The organism is Kosakonia oryzendophytica, from assembly GCF_027886705.1.
GTDB classification, from domain to species: Bacteria; Pseudomonadota; Gammaproteobacteria; order Enterobacterales; family Enterobacteriaceae; genus Kosakonia; species Kosakonia oryzendophytica.
Genome location: NZ_CP115659.1, coordinates 487,454 through 508,244 on the forward strand (window position 1 = coordinate 487,454; position 20,791 = coordinate 508,244).

The window sequence follows — 20,791 nt, forward strand, 5'->3', positions numbered from 1 at the left end:
CGCTACAATCTGCGCCAGTAATTTTCCAACGCTCAGGAGATATCATGAAAGTAGCAAAAGACCTGGTGGTCAGCCTGGCCTATCAGGTACGTACAGAAGACGGTGTATTGGTTGATGAGTCTCCGGTGAGTGCGCCGCTGGACTACCTGCACGGTCACGGTTCCCTGATCTCTGGTCTGGAAAACGCGCTGGACGGTCACGCAGTCGGCGACAAATTCGATGTGGCTGTTGGCGCGAACGACGCTTACGGTCAGTACGACGAAAACCTGGTGCAGCGTGTGCCGAAAGACGTCTTTATGGGCGTTGACGAGCTGCAGGTAGGTATGCGTTTCCTGGCTGAAACCGACCAGGGCCCGGTGCCGGTAGAAATTACCGAAGTGGAAGACGACCACGTTGTGGTTGACGGCAACCACATGCTGGCAGGCCAGAACCTGAAGTTCAATGTGGAAGTTGTTGCTATCCGCGAAGCCACTGAAGAAGAACTGGCTCATGGCCACGTTCACGGTGCGCACGGTCACGATCATGACCACGACCACGGTCACGATGGTTGCTGCGGTGGTCATGGCCACGATCACGATCATGACCATGGTAAAGGTGGTTGCGGCGGTCACGGCGGTTGCGGTTGCCACTAATACGCGCCGTCGTTCGCACTGTCGGTGCGTTGATTGCGTAATAAAAAAGCGGGGGAAACCCGCTTTTTTTACGCCTCAGTAATGGGGCGGTGGCGTCTCTTCTGACGGTGAGGCCATATGGGAAGGCTGGCTGGCTTTGAGCTTTTCAGCCATCAAACGGAGGTGCTCGCGCAGCTTCGCCATTTCCAGTTCATGCGCGATGACCGTCTGGTTCAGCTCTTCAATGGTCATCTCCTGAAAGGCCAACCGGCTTTCCAGTTCCGCCAGCCGGGCTTCTATCGTTAACTCTTGCATTCTTCACCTCTGGGTTGCGTCTGACCTGGTTTTCATTAAACGGGCGGATTTTACTTAACTTTGCCGTGCGATACAGCATCAGTGCAGAAAAGCAGAAACTTATTTAAACAAAAATAGTCAGAAAACAGGTGAATTCGGTGGGTGTCCTTATGTTGATTTCCCGCGCAACGCTTTATAGTACGTTCCTTACTTTCTTATGTTTAACCCTGGGGCGAGATGCCCCGGCCCCTGGAGAAATGGATGAAATCACTGTTTAAAGTCACGCTGCTGGCGACCACCATGGCCGTAGCCCTTCATGCACCGATTTCTTTCGCTGCGGATGCCGCAAAGAAAGAGACTGCAGCAGCAGCTGACAGCAAAGCGGCATTTAAAAATGACGACCAGAAATCCGCCTATGCGCTCGGCGCGTCACTGGGCCGCTACATGGAAAACTCCCTGAAAGAGCAGGAAAAACTCGGTATCAAACTGGATAAAGCTCAGCTGATCGCGGGTGTTCAGGATGCGTTTGCCGACAAGAGCAAACTGAGCGACCAGGAAATCGAACAGACTCTGCAAGCGTTTGAAACTCGCGTGAAGAGCGCCGCTCAGGAACGAATGGAAAAAGACGCGGCTGATAACGAAGCCAAAGGCAAAGCCTTCCGTGACACTTTTGCGAAAGAGAAAGGTGTGAAAACGTCTGACACCGGTCTGCTGTACAAAGTGGAGAAAGACGGGACTGGCGATGCGCCGAAAGACAGCGATACCGTGGTGGTGAACTACAAAGGGACGCTGATCGACGGTAAAGAGTTCGATAACTCCTACACCCGTGGTGAGCCGCTCTCCTTCCGTCTGGATGGCGTTATCCCGGGCTGGACCGAAGGCCTGAAAAACATCAAGAAAGGCGGCAAGATCAAACTGGTTATCCCGCCGGCTCTGGCCTATGGCAAAACTGGCGTTCCGGGGATCCCGGCTAACTCTACGCTGGTCTTTGATGTAGAACTGCTGGACATTAAAGCGGCACCGAAAGCTGATGCCGCAGCACCAGAAGCAGCACCGGCCGCAGGCGATAAAGCCGCTGACCCGAAAGCTGCAGACGCAAGTAAGAAGTAACACCGCGAACAAAGCGCCGCCTTCGGGCGGCGTTTTTTTTGACCCCCATTCAGGATGCAGCCAACAAACAGGTAGCTTGACGGATAAAGTGTATATAATTCTGGAAAGCTTAACCTACGATGTATTAATTTAGATCCCCATATAAATACTGAGCCTGCCCTGAAAACATAACGACAGGCTCCTGAAAAGGAGTGTTTTTTTTCATGTCCAGGTCGCTATTAACCAACGAAACCAGTGAGCTTGATTTACTGGATCAACGTCCTTTCGATCAAACCGACTTCGATATCCTCAAATCTTATGAAGCGGTGGTGGACGGGTTAGCGATGCTCATTGGTTCCCATTGCGAAATTGTTTTGCACTCCCTGCAGGATCTGAAATGTTCCGCTATTCGCATTGCCAACGGCGAACACACCGGGCGTAAAATCGGCTCACCCATTACCGATCTTGCATTGCGTATGCTGCATGATATGACGGGCGCGGACAGCAGCGTGTCCAAGTGCTACTTCACACGGGCGAAAAGTGGTGTACTGATGAAGTCGGAGACCATCGCCATCCGTAACCGCGAGCAGAGGGTGATTGGTCTGCTGTGTATTAACATGAACCTTGATGTGCCGTTCTCGCAAATAATGAGCACCTTTATTCCACCAGAAACTCCGGATGCGGGATCGTCGGTCAACTTTGCCTCTTCGGTGGAAGACCTCGTCACACAAACGCTGGAGTTCACAATCGAAGAGGTGAATGCCGATCGTAACGTTTCCAACAACGCCAAGAACCGGCAGATCGTCCTGAATCTTTATGAGAAAGGCATCTTTGATATTAAAGACGCCATTAACCAGGTGGCTGACCGCCTGAACATCTCCAAGCACACCGTGTATCTGTACATTCGCCAGTTCAAAAGCGGCGACTTTTCCGGGCAGGAACGGTAATGCGTTTTGCCCTGATGGTGACCGGCCCGGCGTACGGCACACAACAGGCCAGCAGTGCCTATCAGTTTGCCGTTGCGCTGTTGGCGGCAGGGCATACGCTTGGCAGCGTTTTTTTTTACAAGGAAGGGGTGAGCAACGCGAACGCGTTGACTGCGCCCGCCAGCGATGAGTTTGACCTGGTGCGTGCATGGCAAAAATTGCACGATGAACAGCAGGTCGAATTGCACATTTGTGTCGCTGCGGCGCTACGTCGCGGTGTGGTTGATTCTGCGGAAGCGCAGCGGTTGGGGCTTCCTGCTGCCAACCTGCAGGCCGGTTTTTCGCTGACCGGGCTGGGTGCGCTGGCGGAAGCCGCGCTCTCTTGCGATCGGGTGGTGCAGTTCTGATGACGCGTATTGCCTTTGTATTTACCTCGGCACCGCACGGCTCCGCTTCCGGGCGTGAAGGTCTGGATGCGTTGCTGGCGACTTCCGCGCTTACCGATGACATTGGTGTGTTTTTCGTGGGAGACGGCGTTTTTCAACTTCTGGCGAATCAGCGACCTGATGCCATCCTGGCGCGGGATTACATCGCCACATTTAAAGTCCTTCCTCTCTACGATATCGATCAGTGCTGGCTATGTGCTGCCTCACTGCGTGAGCGTGGTTTACGCGAGGATGCAGAGTTTGTCTTGCCTGCCCGGTGTCTGGAACCTGATGCGCTGCGTGAGCGGCTTGATGAATACTCCGTTGTTATGACTTTTTGAGGCGCCTATGCTGCATACTTTGTCTCAATCCCCATGGCAGTGCGATATGGCGGCTATGCTGCGGTTAGTGCGCCCGGGCGATGATTTACTGCTGTTGTCTGACGGCGTAACGGCAGCGCTGGAAGGCGGACGTTTCATTGACATATTGCTCGATGCCCCCATATCGCTACACGTGCTGAGTGAAGACGTTGATGCGCGTGGTCTTTCTGGTCAAATTTCGAGCAGTGTCGTCAGGGTTGGCTATACTGATTTCGTGAGTCTGGCGGTGAAACACGATACTCAGATGCGTTGGTAATGTGTGATCGCTGTATATTTCTTGACACCTTTTCAGCACAGCCATAAAATTCTGCGTCCTCATATTATATGAGGTCGTTTTATTACGTGTTTACGAAGCAAAAGCTAAAACCAGGAGCTATTTAATGGCAACAGTTAACCAGCTGGTACGCAAACCACGCGCACGTAAAGTTGCAAAAAGCAACGTTCCGGCGCTGGAAGCATGCCCGCAAAAACGTGGCGTATGTACTCGCGTATATACTACCACCCCGAAAAAACCGAACTCCGCGCTGCGTAAAGTATGCCGTGTTCGTCTGACTAACGGTTTCGAAGTGACTTCCTACATCGGTGGTGAAGGTCACAACCTGCAGGAGCACTCCGTGATCCTGATCCGTGGCGGTCGTGTAAAAGACCTCCCGGGTGTTCGTTACCACACTGTACGTGGCGCGCTCGACTGCTCCGGTGTTAAAGACCGTAAGCAATCTCGCTCCAAATACGGCGTGAAACGTCCTAAGGCTTAATGGTTCTCCGTTAAGTAAGGCCAAACTGTTTTAACTTAATGTCAAACTAAACTCTTAGAGTTTTGGACAATCCTGAATTAACAACGGAGTATTTCCATGCCACGTCGTCGTGTTATTGGTCAGCGTAAAATTCTGCCGGATCCGAAGTTCGGATCAGAACTGCTGGCTAAATTTGTCAATATCCTGATGGTAGACGGTAAAAAATCTACTGCAGAATCAATCGTATACAGCGCGCTGGAGACCCTGGCTCAGCGTTCTGGTAAAAACGAACTGGAAGCTTTCGAAGTAGCTCTCGAAAACGTGCGCCCGACTGTCGAAGTTAAGTCTCGCCGCGTTGGTGGTTCTACTTATCAGGTTCCGGTTGAAGTACGTCCGGTTCGCCGCAATGCTCTGGCAATGCGTTGGATCGTTGAAGCTGCTCGTAAACGCGGTGATAAATCCATGGCTCTGCGCCTGGCGAACGAACTTTCTGATGCTGCAGACAACAAAGGTACTGCAGTTAAGAAACGTGAAGACGTTCACCGTATGGCCGAAGCCAACAAGGCGTTCGCACACTACCGTTGGTAATCCCTTCGGAGTTTTAGTCACCAGGCGGGCGCTTCCAGTAAGTCGCCCGCCGTTTGGCAACTTAAATCTGAGCGCCTAAAGAGACAAACGAGGAATCAAATGGCTCGTACAACACCCATCGCACGCTACCGTAACATTGGTATCAGTGCGCACATCGACGCCGGTAAAACCACGACTACCGAACGTATTCTGTTCTACACCGGTGTAAACCACAAAATCGGTGAAGTTCATGACGGCGCCGCAACCATGGACTGGATGGAGCAGGAGCAGGAGCGTGGTATTACCATTACCTCCGCAGCAACTACTGCATTCTGGTCTGGTATGGCGAAGCAGTATGAACCGCATCGCGTAAACATCATCGACACCCCGGGGCACGTTGACTTCACCATCGAAGTAGAACGTTCCATGCGTGTTCTTGACGGTGCGGTAATGGTTTACTGCGCAGTTGGTGGTGTTCAGCCGCAGTCTGAAACCGTATGGCGTCAGGCTAACAAATATAAAGTTCCGCGCATCGCGTTCGTTAACAAAATGGACCGTATGGGCGCTAACTTCCTGAAAGTTGTTGGTCAGATCAAAACCCGTCTGGGCGCGAACCCGGTTCCGCTGCAGTTGGCTATTGGTGCTGAAGAAGGTTTCACCGGTGTTGTTGACCTGGTGAAAATGAAAGCCATCAACTGGAACGAAGCAGACCAGGGCGTAACCTTCGAATACGAAGATATCCCGGCTGAGATGCAGGATCTGGCTAACGAATGGCACCAGAACCTGATCGAATCCGCTGCGGAAGCTTCCGAAGAGCTGATGGAAAAATACCTGGGTGGTGAAGAACTGACTGAAGCAGAGATCAAATCTGCCCTGCGTCAGCGCGTTCTGAACAACGAAATCATCCTGGTGACCTGTGGTTCTGCGTTCAAAAACAAAGGTGTTCAGGCGATGCTGGATGCGGTAATTGATTACCTGCCATCCCCGACTGACGTACCTGCGATCAACGGCGTTCTGGACGACGGTAAAGATACCCCGGCTGAGCGTCACGCTAGCGATGAAGAGCCGTTCTCTGCTCTGGCATTCAAAATCGCTACCGACCCGTTCGTTGGTAACCTGACGTTCTTCCGCGTGTATTCCGGCGTAGTTAACTCCGGTGATACCGTACTGAACTCTGTGAAAGCTGCACGTGAGCGTTTTGGTCGTATCGTACAGATGCACGCCAACAAACGTGAAGAGATCAAAGAAGTTCGCGCGGGCGACATCGCTGCTGCGATCGGTCTGAAAGACGTTATTACTGGTGATACCCTGTGTGATCCGGATCATCCGATCATTCTGGAACGTATGGAATTCCCGGAACCGGTAATCTCCATCGCGGTAGAACCGAAAACCAAAGCTGACCAGGAAAAAATGGGTCTGGCTCTGGGCCGTCTGGCGAAAGAAGACCCGTCATTCCGTGTATGGACTGACGAAGAATCTAACCAGACCATTATCGCCGGTATGGGTGAGCTGCACCTCGACATCATCGTTGACCGTATGAAACGTGAATTCAACGTTGAAGCGAACGTCGGTAAACCTCAGGTTGCTTACCGTGAAGCGATTCGCGCTAAAGTTACCGATATCGAAGGTAAACACGCCAAACAGTCTGGTGGTCGCGGTCAGTATGGTCATGTTGTTATCGACATGTACCCGCTGGAGCCGGGCTCTAACCCGAAAGGTTACGAGTTCATCAACGACATTAAAGGTGGTGTAATTCCTGGTGAATACATCCCGGCTGTTGATAAAGGCATCCAGGAACAGCTGAAAGCTGGCCCGCTGGCGGGTTACCCGGTTGTTGACCTCGGTGTGCGTCTGCACTTCGGTTCTTACCACGACGTTGACTCCTCTGAACTGGCGTTTAAACTGGCTGCGTCTATTGCCTTTAAAGATGGCTTTAAGAAAGCGAAACCAGTTCTGCTTGAGCCGATCATGAAGGTTGAAGTAGAGACTCCGGAAGAGAACACCGGTGATGTTATCGGTGACCTTAGCCGTCGTCGCGGTATGCTGCGCGGTCAGGAATCTGAAGTCACTGGCGTTAAGATTCACGCTGAAGTGCCGCTGTCTGAAATGTTCGGATACGCAACTCAACTGCGTTCTCTGACCAAAGGTCGTGCATCGTACACTATGGAATTCCTGAAGTATGATGATGCACCGAACAACGTTGCTCAGGCCGTAATCGAAGCCCGTGGTAAATAAGCCTCAGGGTTAAAACCAAAGTCCCGTGCTCTCTCCAGAAGGGGAGAGCACTATAGTAAGGAATAAAGCCGTGTCTAAAGAAAAATTTGAACGTACAAAACCGCACGTCAACGTCGGCACTATCGGCCACGTTGACCATGGTAAAACTACCCTGACTGCTGCCATCACTACCGTTCTGGCAAAAACCTACGGTGGTAACGCTCGCGCATTCGATCAGATCGATAACGCGCCGGAAGAAAAAGCTCGTGGTATCACCATCAACACCTCTCACGTTGAATATGACACCCCGACTCGCCACTACGCGCACGTAGACTGCCCGGGCCACGCCGACTATGTTAAAAACATGATCACCGGTGCTGCTCAGATGGACGGCGCGATCCTGGTAGTAGCTGCGACTGACGGCCCGATGCCGCAGACTCGTGAGCACATCCTGCTGGGTCGTCAGGTAGGCGTTCCGTACATCATCGTGTTCCTGAACAAATGTGACATGGTTGATGACGAAGAGCTGCTGGAACTGGTTGAGATGGAAGTTCGTGAACTGCTGTCTCAGTACGATTTCCCGGGCGACGACACTCCGATCGTTCGTGGTTCTGCACTGAAAGCGCTGGAAGGCGAAGCAGAGTGGGAAGCGAAAATCATCGAACTGGCTGGTTACCTGGATTCTTACATCCCGGAACCAGAACGTGCGATTGACAAGCCGTTCCTGCTGCCGATCGAAGACGTATTCTCCATCTCCGGTCGTGGTACCGTTGTTACCGGTCGTGTAGAGCGCGGTATCATCAAAGTAGGTGAAGAAGTTGAAATCGTTGGTATCAAAGACACCGCGAAATCCACCTGTACTGGCGTTGAAATGTTCCGCAAACTGCTGGACGAAGGCCGTGCTGGTGAGAACGTAGGCGTTCTGCTGCGTGGTATCAAACGTGAAGAAATCGAACGTGGTCAGGTACTGGCTAAGCCGGGTTCAATCAAGCCGCACACCAAATTCGAATCTGAAGTTTATATCCTGTCCAAAGATGAAGGCGGCCGTCATACTCCGTTCTTCAAAGGCTACCGTCCGCAGTTCTACTTCCGTACAACTGACGTGACTGGCACCATCGAACTGCCGGAAGGCGTAGAGATGGTAATGCCGGGCGACAACATCAAAATGGTTGTTACCCTGATTCACCCGATTGCGATGGATGATGGTCTGCGTTTCGCAATCCGTGAAGGCGGCCGTACCGTTGGCGCGGGCGTTGTAGCAAAAGTTCTGGGCTAATCTTTTTAGCTTTGAATTGAAAAGGGCGCTTCGGCGCCCTTTTTGCTGTCTGCTATTTAGTAACAGCCATATTTATGTGTGATTTTGCGGACCATACCGCAACAGCTTTACAGTTTGTGCTATTGTAATCGTAACCATTCTCATTTACACTTTTGCGCATAAATTGAACGGGAGTGATCATGTACGTTTGTTTGTGTAATGGTGTGAGTGATAAAAAGATTCGCCAGGCTGTACGCCAGTTTCACCCTCAATCCTTTCAGCAGCTTCGCAAGTTTGTTCCTGTAGGAAACCAATGTGGCAAGTGCATACGTGTTGCACGAGAAATTATGCAGGATGAGCTCACACAGCTCCCGGAATATAAAGAGATCGCCTGAGGCGCTATCTTTTTTTTGACATCCCTGTAGCCCCATCTACGCTTCAATGAGTGGAAGCGGAGGGACTATATAATGAAAGGTGATGTTAAAATCATAAACTATCTCAATAAATTATTGGGAAATGAGCTTGTCGCAATAAACCAGTATTTTCTCCATGCGCGTATGTTTAAGAACTGGGGGCTGACGCGCCTGAATGATATCGAATACCATGAATCCATCGATGAAATGAAACACGCAGATAAGTACATCGAGCGTATTTTGTTTTTAGAAGGGATCCCGAATCTGCAAGATTTAGGCAAGCTCGGGATTGGTGAAGATGTTGAAGAGATGCTGCAATCTGATCTGAGGCTGGAGCTTGAAGGCGCGAAAGATTTGCGTGAAGCGATCGCCTATGCTGATAGTGTCCATGATTATGTCAGTCGCGATATGATGATCGCAATTCTTGCCGATGAAGAACATCATATCGACTGGCTGGAAACCGAGCTTGACCTGATTGGTAAAATTGGGGTGCCGAACTACCTGCAATCGCAAATCAAAGTTGAAGATTAACCCAGCCCCATGGTGTGATACCCCATCAGCAAACCCGCTGCTGCCAGAAATGGCCCGAAAGGCAGCGGGTTTTTTAGTACCTGTAATCTGCGACTCAAGCATGTTTTCGTCACTACCGCACAGCCTGCCAGCAAGGCTGCGAGAAATACCAGCATAGGTAAACTTTGCCAGCCATGCCAGGCTCCCAGCGCGGCCAGAAATTTGATATCACCATAGCCAAACCCTTCTTGATGACGCATGAAACGGTACCCCCAATAGATCAGCGCAAAGCCTGAGTAGCCAGCAATCGCACCGATGACCGCGCTTGCTAAAAAAGGCGGGTGTAAGACGCAATGCCAAAGTAACCCGGCCCATAAGAGGGGGCAGGTGAATAGGTCTGGTAGCAGCCCTGAACGCATATCACAGCGGATAAGGATTACATTCAGCACCAGATAAATAGAAAGAAAAATCAGCACATTGTTCCTTTTTGAAATGCAGTTATGTGCAGTCGAGGGTGCCGGAGTACGGGAAATAAAGAAAACGCGTAATCGTGATATTGCGCAGTTGCTTGCGAAGATATGTGCCGTACTGTTGCATTCGCATCAGAACCCGGAACCAGTACGCAAGACTGCTTAATTTCTACGCTGCACTTGCGTCGCGTCTGGATTTGCGTATAATGCGCGGGCCTGTAGTAAATGACGGCTGGTTCAATCTGAGCCATAGCGGTGTGGTTTAACCGCTAACAATGCCCCCGATTGGGGGGCTACGTAAGAACGATTACACTCCCCCATCAATCGTAATGGGTGTGAGGAGTAATTATTTTCGTCTATAAATAATTGGAGCTCTGGTCTCATGCAGAACCAAAGAATCCGTATCCGCTTGAAAGCGTTTGATCATCGTCTGATCGATCAATCAACCGCCGAAATCGTCGAGACTGCGAAGCGCACTGGTGCGCAAGTTCGTGGTCCGATCCCGCTGCCGACCCGCAAAGAGCGCTTTACCGTTCTGATCTCCCCGCACGTCAACAAAGACGCGCGTGATCAGTACGAAATCCGCACTCACAAGCGTCTGGTTGACATCGTTGAGCCAACCGAGAAAACCGTTGATGCTCTGATGCGTCTGGATCTGGCTGCCGGTGTAGACGTGCAGATCAGCCTGGGTTGATCAGGTCATCGAGCGATTGAGAGGTTGAAACAATGATTGGTTTAGTCGGTAAAAAAGTGGGCATGACCCGCATCTTCACTGAAGATGGCGTATCTATCCCAGTAACCGTAATCGAAGTTGAAGCAAACCGCGTTACTCAGGTTAAAGATCTGGCTAACGATGGCTACCGCGCTATTCAGGTTACCACCGGTGCTAAAAAAGCTAACCGTGTAACCAAGCCGGAAGCTGGTCACTTCGCTAAAGCTGGCGTTGAAGCTGGCCGTGGTCTGTGGGAATTCCGTCTTGCTGACGGCGAAGAATTCACCGTAGGTCAGAACATTAGCGTTGAACTGTTTGCTGAAGTTAAAAAAGTTGACGTAACTGGCACCTCTAAAGGTAAAGGTTTCGCCGGTACCGTTAAGCGCTGGAACTTCCGTACCCAGGACGCTACTCACGGTAACTCCCTGTCTCACCGCGTTCCGGGTTCTATCGGTCAGAACCAGACTCCGGGCAAAGTGTTCAAGGGCAAGAAAATGGCAGGTCAGCTGGGTAATGAGCGTGTAACCGTTCAGAGCCTGGACGTAGTACGTGTTGACGCTGAGCGCAACCTGCTGCTGGTTAAAGGTGCTGTCCCGGGTGCAACCGGTAGCGACCTGATCGTTAAACCAGCTGTGAAGGCGTGAGGAGATAGCAATGGAATTAGTATTGAAAGACGCGCAGAGCGCGCTGACTGTTTCCGAAACTACCTTCGGTCGTGACTTTAACGAAGCGCTGGTACACCAGGTTGTTGTTGCTTATGCAGCTGGTGCGCGTCAGGGCACTCGTGCTCAGAAGACCCGTGCTGAAGTAACTGGTTCCGGCAAAAAACCGTGGCGCCAGAAAGGCACCGGCCGCGCTCGTTCTGGTTCTATCAAGAGCCCGATCTGGCGTTCTGGTGGCGTGACCTTCGCTGCGCGTCCGCAGGACCACAGTCAAAAAGTTAACAAAAAGATGTACCGCGGCGCGCTGAAAAGCATCCTGTCCGAACTGGTACGTCAAGATCGTCTGATCGTTGTCGAGCAGTTCTCTGTTGAAGCACCGAAAACCAAGCTGCTTGCTCAGAAACTGAAAGACATGGCTCTGGAAGATGTGCTGATCATCACCGGTGAGCTGGACGAGAACCTGTTCCTGGCCGCGCGCAACCTGCACAAGGTTGACGTTCGCGACGCGACTGGTATCGACCCGGTTAGCCTGATCGCCTTCGACAAAGTCGTAATGACTGCTGATGCTGTTAAGCAAGTTGAGGAGATGCTGGCATGATTCGTGAAGAACGTCTGCTGAAGGTGCTGCGTGCACCGCACGTTTCTGAAAAAGCGTCTACTGCGATGGAAAAAACAAACACCATCGTTCTCAAAGTTGCTAAAGACGCGACCAAAGCAGAAATCAAAGCTGCTGTGCAGAAACTGTTTGAAGTCGAAGTCGAAGTCGTTAACACCCTGGTAGTTAAAGGGAAAGTTAAACGTCACGGACAGCGTATCGGTCGTCGTAGCGACTGGAAAAAAGCTTACGTCACCCTGAAAGAAGGCCAGAATCTGGACTTCGTCGGCGGCGCTGAGTAAGTCGGAGGAGTAATACAATGGCAGTTGTTAAATGTAAACCGACATCTCCGGGTCGTCGCCACGTAGTTAAAGTGGTTAACCCTGAGCTGCACAAGGGCAAACCGTTTGCTCCGTTGCTGGAAAAAAACAGCAAATCCGGTGGTCGTAACAACAATGGCCGTATCACCACTCGTCATATCGGTGGTGGCCACAAGCAGGCTTACCGTATTGTTGACTTCAAACGCAACAAAGATGGTATCCCGGCAGTTGTTGAACGTCTTGAGTACGATCCGAACCGTTCCGCGAACATCGCGCTGGTTCTGTACAAAGACGGCGAACGCCGTTACATCCTGGCCCCGAAAGGCCTGAAAGCTGGCGACCAGATTCAGTCTGGCGTTGATGCTGCAATCAAAGCAGGCAACACCCTGCCGATGCGCAATATCCCGGTTGGTTCTACCGTTCATAACGTAGAAATGAAACCAGGTAAAGGCGGTCAGCTGGCTCGTTCCGCTGGTACTTACGTTCAGATCGTTGCTCGTGATGGTGCTTATGTCACCCTGCGTCTGCGTTCTGGTGAAATGCGTAAAGTCGAAGCAGAATGCCGCGCTACTCTGGGCGAAGTTGGCAATGCTGAGCATATGCTGCGCGTTCTGGGTAAAGCAGGTGCTGCACGCTGGCGTGGTGTTCGTCCGACCGTTCGCGGTACCGCGATGAACCCAGTCGATCACCCACATGGTGGTGGTGAAGGTCGTAACTTTGGTAAGCACCCGGTATCCCCGTGGGGCCTGCAGACCAAAGGTAAGAAGACCCGCAGCAACAAGCGTACTGATAAATTCATCGTACGTCGCCGTAGCAAATAATTTTAGAGGATAAGCCATGCCACGTTCTCTCAAGAAAGGTCCTTTTATTGACCTGCACTTGCTGAAGAAGGTAGAGAAAGCGGTGGAAAGCGGAGACAAGAAGCCCCTGCGCACTTGGTCCCGTCGTTCAACGATCTTTCCTAACATGATCGGTTTGACCATCGCTGTCCATAATGGTCGTCAGCACGTTCCGGTATTTGTTTCCGACGAAATGGTCGGTCACAAACTGGGTGAATTCGCACCGACTCGTACTTATCGCGGCCATGCTGCTGATAAAAAAGCGAAGAAGAAATAAGGTAGGAGGAAGAGATGGAAACTTTAGCTCAACATCGCCATGCTCGTTCTTCTGCTCAGAAGGTTCGCCTTGTTGCTGACCTGATTCGCGGTAAGAAAGTGTCGCAGGCCCTGGATATTCTGACCTACACCAATAAGAAAGCGGCTGTACTGGTCAAGAAAGTTCTGGAATCTGCCATTGCTAACGCTGAACACAACGATGGCGCTGACATTGACGATCTGAAAGTTGCGAAAATTTTCGTAGACGAAGGCCCGAGCATGAAGCGCATTATGCCGCGTGCAAAAGGTCGTGCAGATCGCATCCTGAAGCGCACCAGCCACATTACTGTGGTTGTGTCCGATCGCTGAGACTCTGGAGACTAGCAATGGGTCAGAAAGTACATCCTAATGGTATTCGCCTGGGTATTGTAAAACCATGGAACTCAACCTGGTTTGCGAACACCAAAGAATTCGCTGACAACCTGGACAGCGACTTTAAAGTACGTCAGTACCTGACGAAGGAACTGGCGAAAGCGTCTGTATCTCGTATCGTTATCGAGCGTCCGGCTAAAAGCATCCGTGTGACTATTCACACTGCTCGCCCGGGTATCGTTATCGGTAAGAAAGGTGAAGACGTTGAAAAACTGCGCAAGGTCGTAGCGGATATCGCTGGCGTTCCTGCTCAGATCAATATCGCCGAAGTTCGTAAACCTGAACTGGACGCAAAACTGGTTGCTGACAGCATCACTTCTCAGCTGGAACGTCGTGTTATGTTCCGTCGTGCGATGAAGCGTGCTGTACAGAACGCAATGCGTCTGGGCGCTAAAGGTATCAAAGTTGAAGTTAGCGGCCGCCTGGGCGGTGCTGAGATCGCACGTACCGAATGGTATCGTGAAGGTCGCGTTCCGCTGCACACTCTGCGTGCTGACATCGACTACAACACCTCTGAAGCGCACACCACTTACGGTGTAATCGGCGTAAAAGTGTGGATCTTCAAAGGTGAGATCCTTGGTGGTATGGCTGCAGTTGAACAACCGGAAAAACCGGCTGCTCAACCTAAAAAGCAGCAGCGTAAAGGCCGTAAATAAGGAGCGTCGCTGATGTTACAACCAAAGCGTACAAAATTCCGTAAAGTGCATAAAGGCCGCAACCGTGGTCTCGCGCAGGGCACGGATGTGAGCTTCGGCACTTACGGTCTGAAAGCTGTTGGCCGTGGTCGTCTGACCGCTCGTCAGATCGAAGCAGCACGTCGTGCTATGACTCGTGCTGTTAAGCGTCAGGGTAAGATCTGGATCCGTGTATTCCCGGACAAACCGATCACCGAGAAGCCGCTGGAAGTTCGTATGGGTAAAGGTAAAGGTAACGTGGAGTATTGGGTTGCCTTGATTCAGCCGGGTAAAGTCCTGTATGAAATGGACGGTGTTCCGGAAGAGCTGGCCCGTGAAGCCTTCGAGCTGGCAGCAGCAAAACTGCCGATTAAAACCACCTTTGTAACTAAGACGGTGATGTAATGAAAGCAAAAGAGCTGCGTGAAAAGAGCGTTGAAGAGCTGAACACCGAGCTGCTTAACCTGCTGCGCGAGCAGTTCAACCTGCGTATGCAGGCGGCAAGTGGCCAGCTGCAACAGACTCACCTGTTGAAGCAAGTGCGTCGTGATGTCGCACGCGTTAAGACTTTACTGACTGAGAAGGCGGGTGCGTAATGACCGATAAAATCCGTACTCTGCAAGGTCGTGTTGTTAGCGACAAAATGGAGAAATCCATTGTTGTAGCTATCGAACGTTTCGTGAAACACCCGATCTACGGTAAATTCATTAAACGTACGACCAAACTGCACGTACATGACGAGAACAATGAATGCGGTACCGGCGACGTGGTTGAAATCCGCGAATGCCGTCCGCTGTCCAAGACTAAGTCCTGGACGCTGGTTCGCGTTGTAGAGAAAGCTGTTCTGTAATACAGTACGCGTTCTCTAACGAATAAACGGCTCAGCGATGGGCCGTTTATTTTTTCTACCCATCTCAGGGAAGCGGTGTTATAATGCTGCGCCCCCGATATGGGGCTTTTTATCGACCCTGATTTTGGGGTCTTCAGTAGTAGTTGACATTAGCGGAGCACTGAAATGATCCAAGAACAGACTATGCTGAACGTCGCCGACAACTCCGGTGCACGTCGCGTAATGTGTATCAAGGTTCTGGGTGGCTCGCACCGTCGCTACGCAGGCGTCGGCGACATCATCAAGATCACCATCAAAGAAGCAATTCCGCGTGGTAAGGTCAAAAAAGGTGATGTGCTGAAGGCGGTAGTGGTGCGCACCAAGAAGGGTGTTCGTCGCCCTGACGGTTCTGTCGTTCGCTTCGATGGCAATGCTTGTGTTCTTCTGAACAACAACAGCGAGCAGCCAATCGGTACGCGTATTTTTGGGCCGGTTACTCGTGAACTTCGTTCTGAGAAGTTTATGAAAATCATCTCTCTGGCACCAGAAGTACTCTAAGGAGCGAATCATGGCAGCTAAAATCCGTCGTGATGACGAAGTTATCGTGTTAACCGGTAAAGATAAAGGTAAGCGCGGTAAAGTAAAAAATGTCCTGTCTTCCGGCAAGATCATTGTTGAAGGTATCAACCTGGTTAAAAAACATCAGAAGCCGGTTCCGGCCCTGAACCAACCAGGCGGCATCGTTGAAAAAGAAGCTGCTATTCAGGTTTCTAACGTTGCAATCTTCAATGCGGCAACCGGCAAGGCTGACCGTGTAGGCTTTAGATTCGAAGACGGTAAAAAAGTCCGTTTCTTCAAGTCTAACAGCGAAACTATCAAGTAATTTGGAGTAGTACGATGGCGAAACTGCATGATTACTACAAAGACGAAGTAGTTAAAAAACTCATGACTGAGTTTAACTACAATTCTGTCATGCAAGTCCCTCGGGTCGAGAAGATCACCCTGAATATGGGTGTTGGTGAAGCGATCGCTGACAAGAAACTGCTGGATAACGCAGCAGCTGACCTGGCAGCAATCTCCGGTCAAAAACCGTTGATCACCAAAGCGCGCAAATCTGTTGCGGGCTTCAAAATCCGTCAGGGCTATCCGATCGGCTGTAAAGTGACTCTGCGTGGCGAACGCATGTGGGAGTTCTTTGAGCGCCTGATCACTATTGCTGTACCGCGTATCCGTGACTTCCGTGGCTTGTCCGCTAAGTCTTTCGACGGTCGTGGTAACTACAGCATGGGTGTCCGTGAGCAGATCATCTTCCCAGAAATCGACTACGATAAAGTCGACCGCGTGCGTGGTTTGGATATTACCATTACCACTACTGCGAAATCTGACGAAGAAGGCCGTGCTCTGCTGGCTGCCTTTGACTTCCCGTTCCGCAAGTAAGGTAGGGTTACTTCATGGCTAAGCAATCTATGAAAGCACGCGAAGTTAAACGCGTAGCTTTAGCTGAAAAATACTTCGCGAAACGCGCTGAACTGAAAGCGATCATTTCTGATGTGAACGCTTCCGACGAAGATCGTTGGAACGCTGTTCTCAAGCTGCAGAGTCTGCCGCGTGATTCCAGCCCGTCTCGTCAGCGTAACCGCTGCCGTCAAACTGGTCGTCCGCATGGTTTCCTGCGGAAGTTCGGGTTGAGCCGTATCAAGGTCCGTGAATCCGCTATGCGCGGTGAAATCCCGGGTCTGAAAAAGGCTAGCTGGTAATTGTCACCAATTGAATCACGGGAGTAAAGACAGATGAGCATGCAAGATCCGATCGCGGATATGCTGACCCGTATCCGTAACGGTCAGGCCGCGAACAAAGCTGCGGTCACCATGCCTTCCTCCAAGCTGAAAGTGGCAATCGCCAACGTGCTGAAGGAAGAAGGTTTTATTGAAGATTTCAAAATTGAAGGCGACATCAAGCCGGAACTGGAAGTGACTCTCAAGTACTTCCAGGGTAAAGCTGTGGTAGAAAGCATTCAGCGTATCAGCCGCCCTGGTCTGCGCATCTATAAGAAAAAAGATGAGCTGCCGAAAGTTATGGGTGGTATGGGTGTCGCAGTTGTTTCTACCTCAAAAGGTGTTATGACTGATCGTGCAGCGCGCCAGGCTGGTCTTGGTGGCGAAATTATCTGCTACGTAGCCTAATCGGAGGAAAAAATGTCTCGTGTTGCTAAAGCACCGGTCGTTATTCCTGCCGGCGTTGATGTAAAAATCAACGGTCAGGTTATTACGATCAAAGGTAAAAACGGCGAGCTGACTCGTACCCTTAACGATGCTGTTGAAGTTAACCATGCAGACAATGTTCTGACCTTTGGTCCGCGTGAAGGTTACGCGAACGCTTGGGCTCAGGCTGGTACCGCGCGTGCCCTGCTGAACTCAATGGTTATCGGTGTTACCGAAGGCTTCACCAAGAAGCTGCAGCTGGTTGGTGTAGGTTATCGTGCAGCGGTTAAAGGGAATGTTGTAAACCTGGCACTGGGTTTCTCTCATCCTGTTGACCATCAACTGCCGGCGGGTATCACTGCTGAATGTCCGACTCAAACTGAAATCGTGCTGAAAGGCGCTGATAAACAGGTTATCGGCCAGGTTGCAGCTGATTTGCGCGCCTACCGTCGTCCTGAGCCTTACAAAGGCAAGGGTGTTCGTTACGCCGACGAAGTCGTGCGTACCAAAGAGGCTAAGAAGAAGTAAGGTAACACTATGGATAAGAAATCTGCTCGTATCCGTCGTGCGACCCGCGCACGCCGCAAGCTCAAAGAGCTTGGTGCGACCCGCCTGGTGGTACATCGTACCCCGCGTCATATTTACGCCCAGGTAATCGCATCGAATGGTTCTGAAGTTCTGGTAGCTGCTTCTACTGTAGAAAAAGCTATCGCGGAACAACTGAAGTACACCGGTAACAAAGACGCGGCCGCAGCTGTGGGTAAAGCTGTAGCTGAACGCGCTCTGGAAAAAGGCATTAAAGATGTGTCCTTTGACCGTTCCGGGTTCCAATATCATGGTCGCGTCCAGGCACTGGCAGATGCTGCTCGTGAAGCTGGCCTTCAGTTCTAAGGTAGAGGTGTAAGATGGCTCACATCGAAAAACAAGCTGGCGAACTGCAGGAAAAGCTGATCGCGGTAAACCGCGTATCTAAAACCGTAAAGGGTGGTCGTATTTTCTCCTTCACAGCTCTTGTGACTGTTGGGGATGGTAATGGCCGCGTCGGTTTTGGTTACGGTAAAGCTCGCGAAGTTCCGGCAGCGATCCAGAAAGCGATGGAAAAAGCCCGTCGCAATATGATTAACGTCGCGCTGAATCACGGCACCCTGCAGCACCCGGTTAAAGGTGTTCACACGGGTTCTCGTGTCTTCATGCAGCCGGCTTCCGAAGGTACCGGTATCATCGCCGGTGGTGCAATGCGCGCCGTTCTGGAAGTCGCTGGGGTTCATAACGTACTGGCTAAAGCATATGGTTCCACCAACCCGATTAACGTGGTTCGTGCAACTATTGATGGCCTGGCGAATATGAAGTCCCCGGAAATGGTCGCTGCCAAGCGTGGTAAATCCGTTGAAGAAATTCTGGGGTAATTGACCATGGCAAAGACTATTAAAATCACTCAAACCCGCAGTGCAATCGGTCGTCTGCCGAAACACAAGGCAACGCTGCTTGGCCTGGGTCTGCGTCGTATTGGTCATACTGTTGAACGTGAGGATACTCCTGCGGTTCGTGGTATGGTCAACGCGGTTTCCTTCATGGTTAAAGTTGAGGAGTAAGAGATGCGTTTAAATACTCTGTCTCCGGCCGAAGGCTCCAAAAAGGCGGGTAAACGCCTGGGTCGTGGTATCGGTTCTGGCCTCGGTAAAACCGGTGGTCGTGGTCACAAAGGTCAGAAATCTCGTTCTGGCGGTGGCGTACGTCGCGGTTTTGAGGGTGGTCAGATGCCTCTGTATCGTCGTCTGCCGAAATTCGGTTTCACTTCTCGTAAAGCAATGATCACGGCAGAGATTCGTCTGTCCGATCTGGCTAAAGTAGAAGGCGACGTAGTAGACCTGAACACGCTGAAAGCGGCTAACATTATCGGCATCCAGATCGAGTTCGCGAAAGTGATCCTGGCTGGTGAAGTTGCTCGTCCGGTAACTGTTCGTGGCTTACGCGTGTCGAAAGGCGCTCGTGCTGCTATCGAAGCTGCTGGCGGTAAAATTGAGGAATAAGTAGCAGATGGCTAAGCAACCGGGATTAGATTTTCAAAGTGCCAAGGGTGGAATTGGCGAACTGAAACGCAGACTGCTGTTTGTTATCGGTGCGTTGATTGTTTTCCGTATTGGCTCTTTTATTCCGATCCCTGGTATCGATGCCGCTGTACTTGCCAAACTGCTTGAACAACAGCGTGGCACCATCATTGAAATGTTCAACATGTTCTCTGGTGGTGCTTTAAGCCGTGCTTCTATCTTCGCATTGGGTATCATGCCGTATATCTCGGCATCGATTATCATCCAATTGTTAACGGTCGTTCATCCGGCCCTGGCAGAATTGAAGAAAGAAGGGGAGTCTGGTCGTCGTAAGATCAGCCAGTACACCCGCTACGGTACTCTGGTGTTGGCAATATTCCAGTCGATCGGTATTGCTACTGGTCTGCCGAATATGCCTGGTATGCAGGGCCTGGTAATGAATCCAGGCTTTGCATTCTACTTCACCGCTGTTGTAAGTCTGGTTACGGGGACAATGTTCCTGATGTGGCTCGGCGAACAGATTACTGAACGTGGTATCGGTAACGGTATTTCGATCATTATCTTCGCTGGTATTGTGGCGGGACTTCCGCCAGCCATTGCCCATACTATCGAGCAAGCGCGTCAAGGCGACCTGCACTTCCTCCTGTTGCTGTTGGTTGCAGTATTAGTATTTGCTGTGACGTTCTTTGTTGTATTCGTTGAACGTGGTCAACGCCGCATTGTGGTAAACTACGCCAAACGTCAGCAAGGCCGTCGAGTCTATGCTGCTCAGAGCACACATTTACCGCTGAAAGTGAATATGGCGGGGGTAATCCCGGCAATCTTCGCTTCCAGTATTATTCTGTTCCCGGCTACCATCGCGTCATGGTTCGGGGGCGGTACTGGTTGGAACTGGCTGACAACAATTTCGCTGTATTTGCAGCCTGGGCAACCGCTTTATGTGTTACTCTATGCGTCTGCAATCATCTTCTTCTGTTTCTTCTACACGGCGTTGGTCTTCAACCCGCGTGAAACAGCAGATAACCTGAAGAAGTCCGGTGCATTTGTACCAGGAATTCGTCCGGGAGAGCAAACGGCGAAGTATATCGATAAAGTAATGACCCGTCTGACTCTGGTCGGTGCGCTTTATATTACTTTTATCTGCCTGATCCCGGAGTTCATGCGTGATGCGATGAAAGTACCGTTCTACTTCGGTGGGACTTCACTGCTTATCGTTGTCGTCGTGATTATGGACTTTATGGCTCAAGTGCAAACTCTGATGATGTCTAGTCAGTATGAGTCTGCATTGAAGAAGGCGAACCTGAAAGGCTACGGCCGGTAATGGTCGCCCGAGAAG

The 20,791-nt window shown here is 51.1% G+C and carries 36 protein-coding genes; 34 read left to right on the forward strand and 2 right to left on the reverse strand.

Going from position 1 to position 20,791, the window contains the following annotated elements:
* Positions 1 to 44: 44 nt before the first annotated feature.
* A complete protein-coding gene (gene slyD, locus O9K67_RS02240) occupies positions 45 to 632 on the forward strand; it encodes a peptidylprolyl isomerase (protein ID WP_061492914.1) in 588 nt (195 codons plus the stop codon).
* Between the two features lie 75 nt (positions 633 to 707).
* Here slyD and O9K67_RS02245 read toward each other — a convergent pair whose 3' ends face one another.
* Positions 708 to 926: a protein SlyX gene (locus O9K67_RS02245; protein WP_061492915.1), complete on the reverse strand. Its 219-nt coding sequence runs from the start codon at positions 924 to 926 to the stop codon at positions 708 to 710.
* A 240-nt stretch (positions 927 to 1,166) separates the two neighbouring features.
* On the opposite strand from O9K67_RS02245, the gene fkpA reads away from it, so the two are divergent.
* From fkpA to bfr, 11 genes are all read left to right on the forward strand, one after another.
* Positions 1,167 to 2,015, forward strand: coding sequence for an FKBP-type peptidyl-prolyl cis-trans isomerase (fkpA, locus tag O9K67_RS02250; RefSeq protein WP_061492916.1), 849 nt, complete (start codon positions 1,167 to 1,169; stop codon positions 2,013 to 2,015).
* 203 nt (positions 2,016 to 2,218) lie between these two features.
* Entirely contained in the window at positions 2,219 to 2,941 is a 723-nt protein-coding gene (locus O9K67_RS02255; RefSeq protein ID WP_061492917.1) for a helix-turn-helix transcriptional regulator, read from the forward strand.
* Positions 2,941 to 3,327 (forward strand): sulfurtransferase complex subunit TusD, encoded by a 387-nt coding sequence (gene tusD, locus O9K67_RS02260; RefSeq protein WP_061492918.1) that lies wholly within the window; start codon positions 2,941 to 2,943, stop codon positions 3,325 to 3,327. Before O9K67_RS02255 ends, tusD begins: the two co-directional genes overlap by 1 nt.
* Positions 3,327 to 3,686 carry a sulfurtransferase complex subunit TusC gene (gene tusC / locus O9K67_RS02265; protein ID WP_061492919.1) on the forward strand — a complete coding sequence of 120 codons (360 nt, stop codon included), beginning with the start codon at positions 3,327 to 3,329 and terminating at the stop codon, positions 3,684 to 3,686. Before tusD ends, tusC begins: the two co-directional genes overlap by 1 nt.
* Positions 3,687 to 3,693: 7 nt before the next feature.
* Complete coding sequence (gene tusB / locus O9K67_RS02270; RefSeq protein WP_061492920.1) at positions 3,694 to 3,981, forward strand: sulfurtransferase complex subunit TusB; 288 nt, start codon at positions 3,694 to 3,696, stop codon at positions 3,979 to 3,981.
* 124 nt (positions 3,982 to 4,105) lie between these two features.
* Positions 4,106 to 4,480, forward strand: a complete 375-nt coding sequence (rpsL, locus tag O9K67_RS02275; RefSeq protein WP_003023654.1) for a 30S ribosomal protein S12 — start codon at positions 4,106 to 4,108, stop codon at positions 4,478 to 4,480.
* A gap of 96 nt (positions 4,481 to 4,576) precedes the next feature.
* The gene (gene rpsG / locus O9K67_RS02280; protein WP_035894363.1) at positions 4,577 to 5,047 is read left to right on the forward strand and encodes a 30S ribosomal protein S7; all 471 of its coding nucleotides are present in this window, start codon (positions 4,577 to 4,579) and stop codon (positions 5,045 to 5,047) included.
* A 99-nt stretch (positions 5,048 to 5,146) separates the two neighbouring features.
* Positions 5,147 to 7,261: an elongation factor G gene (gene fusA, locus O9K67_RS02285; protein WP_061492921.1), complete on the forward strand. Its 2,115-nt coding sequence runs from the start codon at positions 5,147 to 5,149 to the stop codon at positions 7,259 to 7,261.
* A 70-nt stretch (positions 7,262 to 7,331) separates the two neighbouring features.
* Positions 7,332 to 8,516: an elongation factor Tu gene (tuf, locus tag O9K67_RS02290; RefSeq protein ID WP_061492922.1), complete on the forward strand. Its 1,185-nt coding sequence runs from the start codon at positions 7,332 to 7,334 to the stop codon at positions 8,514 to 8,516.
* A 179-nt stretch (positions 8,517 to 8,695) separates the two neighbouring features.
* Entirely contained in the window at positions 8,696 to 8,890 is a 195-nt protein-coding gene (gene bfd / locus O9K67_RS02295) for a bacterioferritin-associated ferredoxin (RefSeq protein WP_071889846.1), read from the forward strand.
* A 72-nt stretch (positions 8,891 to 8,962) separates the two neighbouring features.
* Positions 8,963 to 9,439: a bacterioferritin gene (bfr, locus tag O9K67_RS02300; RefSeq protein WP_061492923.1), complete on the forward strand. Its 477-nt coding sequence runs from the start codon at positions 8,963 to 8,965 to the stop codon at positions 9,437 to 9,439.
* Here bfr and O9K67_RS02305 read toward each other — a convergent pair.
* Positions 9,436 to 9,837, reverse strand: a complete 402-nt coding sequence (locus tag O9K67_RS02305; RefSeq protein ID WP_408612881.1) for a prepilin peptidase — start codon at positions 9,835 to 9,837, stop codon at positions 9,436 to 9,438. The genes bfr and O9K67_RS02305 overlap by 4 nt on opposite strands.
* 433 nt (positions 9,838 to 10,270) lie before the next feature.
* Between O9K67_RS02305 and rpsJ the strand changes: the two genes are divergently transcribed.
* From rpsJ to secY, 22 genes are all read left to right on the forward strand, one after another.
* Positions 10,271 to 10,582, forward strand: coding sequence for a 30S ribosomal protein S10 (gene rpsJ / locus O9K67_RS02310; protein ID WP_001181005.1), 312 nt, complete (start codon positions 10,271 to 10,273; stop codon positions 10,580 to 10,582).
* Between the two features lie 32 nt (positions 10,583 to 10,614).
* Positions 10,615 to 11,244, forward strand: coding sequence for a 50S ribosomal protein L3 (rplC, locus tag O9K67_RS02315; protein WP_061492925.1), 630 nt, complete (start codon positions 10,615 to 10,617; stop codon positions 11,242 to 11,244).
* Between the two features lie 10 nt (positions 11,245 to 11,254).
* Positions 11,255 to 11,860, forward strand: coding sequence for a 50S ribosomal protein L4 (rplD, locus tag O9K67_RS02320; RefSeq protein WP_007369811.1), 606 nt, complete (start codon positions 11,255 to 11,257; stop codon positions 11,858 to 11,860).
* A complete protein-coding gene (gene rplW, locus O9K67_RS02325) occupies positions 11,857 to 12,159 on the forward strand; it encodes a 50S ribosomal protein L23 (RefSeq protein WP_000617546.1) in 303 nt (100 codons plus the stop codon). The genes rplD and rplW overlap by 4 nt, the downstream gene beginning before the upstream one ends.
* Positions 12,160 to 12,176: 17 nt before the next feature.
* Complete coding sequence (gene rplB / locus O9K67_RS02330) at positions 12,177 to 12,998, forward strand: 50S ribosomal protein L2 (protein ID WP_061492926.1); 822 nt, start codon at positions 12,177 to 12,179, stop codon at positions 12,996 to 12,998.
* Between the two features lie 16 nt (positions 12,999 to 13,014).
* The gene (rpsS, locus tag O9K67_RS02335; protein ID WP_001138115.1) at positions 13,015 to 13,293 is read left to right on the forward strand and encodes a 30S ribosomal protein S19; all 279 of its coding nucleotides are present in this window, start codon (positions 13,015 to 13,017) and stop codon (positions 13,291 to 13,293) included.
* A 14-nt stretch (positions 13,294 to 13,307) separates the two neighbouring features.
* Entirely contained in the window at positions 13,308 to 13,640 is a 333-nt protein-coding gene (gene rplV / locus O9K67_RS02340) for a 50S ribosomal protein L22 (RefSeq protein ID WP_002919773.1), read from the forward strand.
* Positions 13,641 to 13,657: 17 nt separating this feature from the next.
* On the forward strand, positions 13,658 to 14,359 hold the full coding sequence (gene rpsC / locus O9K67_RS02345) for a 30S ribosomal protein S3 (protein ID WP_000529945.1): 702 nt from the start codon (positions 13,658 to 13,660) through the stop codon (positions 14,357 to 14,359).
* Between the two features lie 12 nt (positions 14,360 to 14,371).
* Positions 14,372 to 14,782 carry a 50S ribosomal protein L16 gene (gene rplP / locus O9K67_RS02350; RefSeq protein WP_007369814.1) on the forward strand — a complete coding sequence of 137 codons (411 nt, stop codon included), beginning with the start codon at positions 14,372 to 14,374 and terminating at the stop codon, positions 14,780 to 14,782.
* Positions 14,782 to 14,973: a 50S ribosomal protein L29 gene (gene rpmC, locus O9K67_RS02355; protein ID WP_004388609.1), complete on the forward strand. Its 192-nt coding sequence runs from the start codon at positions 14,782 to 14,784 to the stop codon at positions 14,971 to 14,973. Before rplP ends, rpmC begins: the two co-directional genes overlap by 1 nt.
* Complete coding sequence (gene rpsQ / locus O9K67_RS02360) at positions 14,973 to 15,227, forward strand: 30S ribosomal protein S17 (protein ID WP_003031120.1); 255 nt, start codon at positions 14,973 to 14,975, stop codon at positions 15,225 to 15,227. The genes rpmC and rpsQ overlap by 1 nt, the downstream gene beginning before the upstream one ends.
* Positions 15,228 to 15,392: 165 nt before the next feature.
* A complete protein-coding gene (gene rplN / locus O9K67_RS02365) occupies positions 15,393 to 15,764 on the forward strand; it encodes a 50S ribosomal protein L14 (protein WP_004388611.1) in 372 nt (123 codons plus the stop codon).
* Between the two features lie 10 nt (positions 15,765 to 15,774).
* Complete coding sequence (rplX, locus tag O9K67_RS02370; RefSeq protein ID WP_007369816.1) at positions 15,775 to 16,089, forward strand: 50S ribosomal protein L24; 315 nt, start codon at positions 15,775 to 15,777, stop codon at positions 16,087 to 16,089.
* A 14-nt stretch (positions 16,090 to 16,103) separates the two neighbouring features.
* Positions 16,104 to 16,643: a 50S ribosomal protein L5 gene (gene rplE, locus O9K67_RS02375; RefSeq protein WP_001096200.1), complete on the forward strand. Its 540-nt coding sequence runs from the start codon at positions 16,104 to 16,106 to the stop codon at positions 16,641 to 16,643.
* A 14-nt stretch (positions 16,644 to 16,657) separates the two neighbouring features.
* Positions 16,658 to 16,963: a 30S ribosomal protein S14 gene (rpsN, locus tag O9K67_RS02380; RefSeq protein ID WP_007369817.1), complete on the forward strand. Its 306-nt coding sequence runs from the start codon at positions 16,658 to 16,660 to the stop codon at positions 16,961 to 16,963.
* 33 nt (positions 16,964 to 16,996) lie between these two features.
* Positions 16,997 to 17,389 carry a 30S ribosomal protein S8 gene (gene rpsH / locus O9K67_RS02385; protein WP_061492927.1) on the forward strand — a complete coding sequence of 131 codons (393 nt, stop codon included), beginning with the start codon at positions 16,997 to 16,999 and terminating at the stop codon, positions 17,387 to 17,389.
* Between the two features lie 12 nt (positions 17,390 to 17,401).
* Positions 17,402 to 17,935, forward strand: a complete 534-nt coding sequence (gene rplF, locus O9K67_RS02390; RefSeq protein WP_061492928.1) for a 50S ribosomal protein L6 — start codon at positions 17,402 to 17,404, stop codon at positions 17,933 to 17,935.
* Positions 17,936 to 17,944: 9 nt separating this feature from the next.
* Complete coding sequence (gene rplR, locus O9K67_RS02395; protein ID WP_007369820.1) at positions 17,945 to 18,298, forward strand: 50S ribosomal protein L18; 354 nt, start codon at positions 17,945 to 17,947, stop codon at positions 18,296 to 18,298.
* A gap of 14 nt (positions 18,299 to 18,312) precedes the next feature.
* Positions 18,313 to 18,813 carry a 30S ribosomal protein S5 gene (gene rpsE, locus O9K67_RS02400; protein WP_061492929.1) on the forward strand — a complete coding sequence of 167 codons (501 nt, stop codon included), beginning with the start codon at positions 18,313 to 18,315 and terminating at the stop codon, positions 18,811 to 18,813.
* Between the two features lie 6 nt (positions 18,814 to 18,819).
* Positions 18,820 to 18,999 carry a 50S ribosomal protein L30 gene (gene rpmD, locus O9K67_RS02405; RefSeq protein WP_001140434.1) on the forward strand — a complete coding sequence of 60 codons (180 nt, stop codon included), beginning with the start codon at positions 18,820 to 18,822 and terminating at the stop codon, positions 18,997 to 18,999.
* Positions 19,000 to 19,002: 3 nt separating this feature from the next.
* Positions 19,003 to 19,437 carry a 50S ribosomal protein L15 gene (gene rplO, locus O9K67_RS02410; protein WP_061492930.1) on the forward strand — a complete coding sequence of 145 codons (435 nt, stop codon included), beginning with the start codon at positions 19,003 to 19,005 and terminating at the stop codon, positions 19,435 to 19,437.
* A 7-nt stretch (positions 19,438 to 19,444) separates the two neighbouring features.
* Entirely contained in the window at positions 19,445 to 20,776 is a 1,332-nt protein-coding gene (gene secY, locus O9K67_RS02415) for a preprotein translocase subunit SecY (protein ID WP_007369823.1), read from the forward strand.
* The last annotated feature ends 15 nt before the right edge of the window (positions 20,777 to 20,791 follow it).

What these genes read in the sequence shown, in the direction of transcription:
- slyD (WP_061492914.1), top strand. Translation starts at nt 45, where the DNA reads ATGAAAGTAGCAAAAGACCTGGTGGTCAGCCTGGCCTATCAGGTACGT.
- O9K67_RS02245 (WP_061492915.1), bottom strand. Translation starts at nt 926, where the DNA reads ATGCAAGAGTTAACGATAGAAGCCCGGCTGGCGGAACTGGAAAGCCGG.
- fkpA (WP_061492916.1), top strand. Translation starts at nt 1,167, where the DNA reads ATGAAATCACTGTTTAAAGTCACGCTGCTGGCGACCACCATGGCCGTA.
- O9K67_RS02255 (WP_061492917.1), top strand. Translation starts at nt 2,219, where the DNA reads ATGTCCAGGTCGCTATTAACCAACGAAACCAGTGAGCTTGATTTACTG.
- tusD (WP_061492918.1), top strand. Translation starts at nt 2,941, where the DNA reads ATGCGTTTTGCCCTGATGGTGACCGGCCCGGCGTACGGCACACAACAG.
- tusC (WP_061492919.1), top strand. Translation starts at nt 3,327, where the DNA reads ATGACGCGTATTGCCTTTGTATTTACCTCGGCACCGCACGGCTCCGCT.
- tusB (WP_061492920.1), top strand. Translation starts at nt 3,694, where the DNA reads ATGCTGCATACTTTGTCTCAATCCCCATGGCAGTGCGATATGGCGGCT.
- rpsL (WP_003023654.1), top strand. Translation starts at nt 4,106, where the DNA reads ATGGCAACAGTTAACCAGCTGGTACGCAAACCACGCGCACGTAAAGTT.
- rpsG (WP_035894363.1), top strand. Translation starts at nt 4,577, where the DNA reads ATGCCACGTCGTCGTGTTATTGGTCAGCGTAAAATTCTGCCGGATCCG.
- fusA (WP_061492921.1), top strand. Translation starts at nt 5,147, where the DNA reads ATGGCTCGTACAACACCCATCGCACGCTACCGTAACATTGGTATCAGT.
- bfd (WP_071889846.1), top strand. Translation starts at nt 8,696, where the DNA reads ATGTACGTTTGTTTGTGTAATGGTGTGAGTGATAAAAAGATTCGCCAG.
- bfr (WP_061492923.1), top strand. Translation starts at nt 8,963, where the DNA reads ATGAAAGGTGATGTTAAAATCATAAACTATCTCAATAAATTATTGGGA.
- O9K67_RS02305 (WP_408612881.1), bottom strand. Translation starts at nt 9,837, where the DNA reads ATGCGTTCAGGGCTGCTACCAGACCTATTCACCTGCCCCCTCTTATGG.
- rpsJ (WP_001181005.1), top strand. Translation starts at nt 10,271, where the DNA reads ATGCAGAACCAAAGAATCCGTATCCGCTTGAAAGCGTTTGATCATCGT.
- rplC (WP_061492925.1), top strand. Translation starts at nt 10,615, where the DNA reads ATGATTGGTTTAGTCGGTAAAAAAGTGGGCATGACCCGCATCTTCACT.
- rplD (WP_007369811.1), top strand. Translation starts at nt 11,255, where the DNA reads ATGGAATTAGTATTGAAAGACGCGCAGAGCGCGCTGACTGTTTCCGAA.
- rplW (WP_000617546.1), top strand. Translation starts at nt 11,857, where the DNA reads ATGATTCGTGAAGAACGTCTGCTGAAGGTGCTGCGTGCACCGCACGTT.
- rplB (WP_061492926.1), top strand. Translation starts at nt 12,177, where the DNA reads ATGGCAGTTGTTAAATGTAAACCGACATCTCCGGGTCGTCGCCACGTA.
- rpsS (WP_001138115.1), top strand. Translation starts at nt 13,015, where the DNA reads ATGCCACGTTCTCTCAAGAAAGGTCCTTTTATTGACCTGCACTTGCTG.
- rplV (WP_002919773.1), top strand. Translation starts at nt 13,308, where the DNA reads ATGGAAACTTTAGCTCAACATCGCCATGCTCGTTCTTCTGCTCAGAAG.
- rpsC (WP_000529945.1), top strand. Translation starts at nt 13,658, where the DNA reads ATGGGTCAGAAAGTACATCCTAATGGTATTCGCCTGGGTATTGTAAAA.
- rplP (WP_007369814.1), top strand. Translation starts at nt 14,372, where the DNA reads ATGTTACAACCAAAGCGTACAAAATTCCGTAAAGTGCATAAAGGCCGC.
- rpmC (WP_004388609.1), top strand. Translation starts at nt 14,782, where the DNA reads ATGAAAGCAAAAGAGCTGCGTGAAAAGAGCGTTGAAGAGCTGAACACC.
- rpsQ (WP_003031120.1), top strand. Translation starts at nt 14,973, where the DNA reads ATGACCGATAAAATCCGTACTCTGCAAGGTCGTGTTGTTAGCGACAAA.
- rplN (WP_004388611.1), top strand. Translation starts at nt 15,393, where the DNA reads ATGATCCAAGAACAGACTATGCTGAACGTCGCCGACAACTCCGGTGCA.
- rplX (WP_007369816.1), top strand. Translation starts at nt 15,775, where the DNA reads ATGGCAGCTAAAATCCGTCGTGATGACGAAGTTATCGTGTTAACCGGT.
- rplE (WP_001096200.1), top strand. Translation starts at nt 16,104, where the DNA reads ATGGCGAAACTGCATGATTACTACAAAGACGAAGTAGTTAAAAAACTC.
- rpsN (WP_007369817.1), top strand. Translation starts at nt 16,658, where the DNA reads ATGGCTAAGCAATCTATGAAAGCACGCGAAGTTAAACGCGTAGCTTTA.
- rpsH (WP_061492927.1), top strand. Translation starts at nt 16,997, where the DNA reads ATGAGCATGCAAGATCCGATCGCGGATATGCTGACCCGTATCCGTAAC.
- rplF (WP_061492928.1), top strand. Translation starts at nt 17,402, where the DNA reads ATGTCTCGTGTTGCTAAAGCACCGGTCGTTATTCCTGCCGGCGTTGAT.
- rplR (WP_007369820.1), top strand. Translation starts at nt 17,945, where the DNA reads ATGGATAAGAAATCTGCTCGTATCCGTCGTGCGACCCGCGCACGCCGC.
- rpsE (WP_061492929.1), top strand. Translation starts at nt 18,313, where the DNA reads ATGGCTCACATCGAAAAACAAGCTGGCGAACTGCAGGAAAAGCTGATC.
- rpmD (WP_001140434.1), top strand. Translation starts at nt 18,820, where the DNA reads ATGGCAAAGACTATTAAAATCACTCAAACCCGCAGTGCAATCGGTCGT.
- rplO (WP_061492930.1), top strand. Translation starts at nt 19,003, where the DNA reads ATGCGTTTAAATACTCTGTCTCCGGCCGAAGGCTCCAAAAAGGCGGGT.
- secY (WP_007369823.1), top strand. Translation starts at nt 19,445, where the DNA reads ATGGCTAAGCAACCGGGATTAGATTTTCAAAGTGCCAAGGGTGGAATT.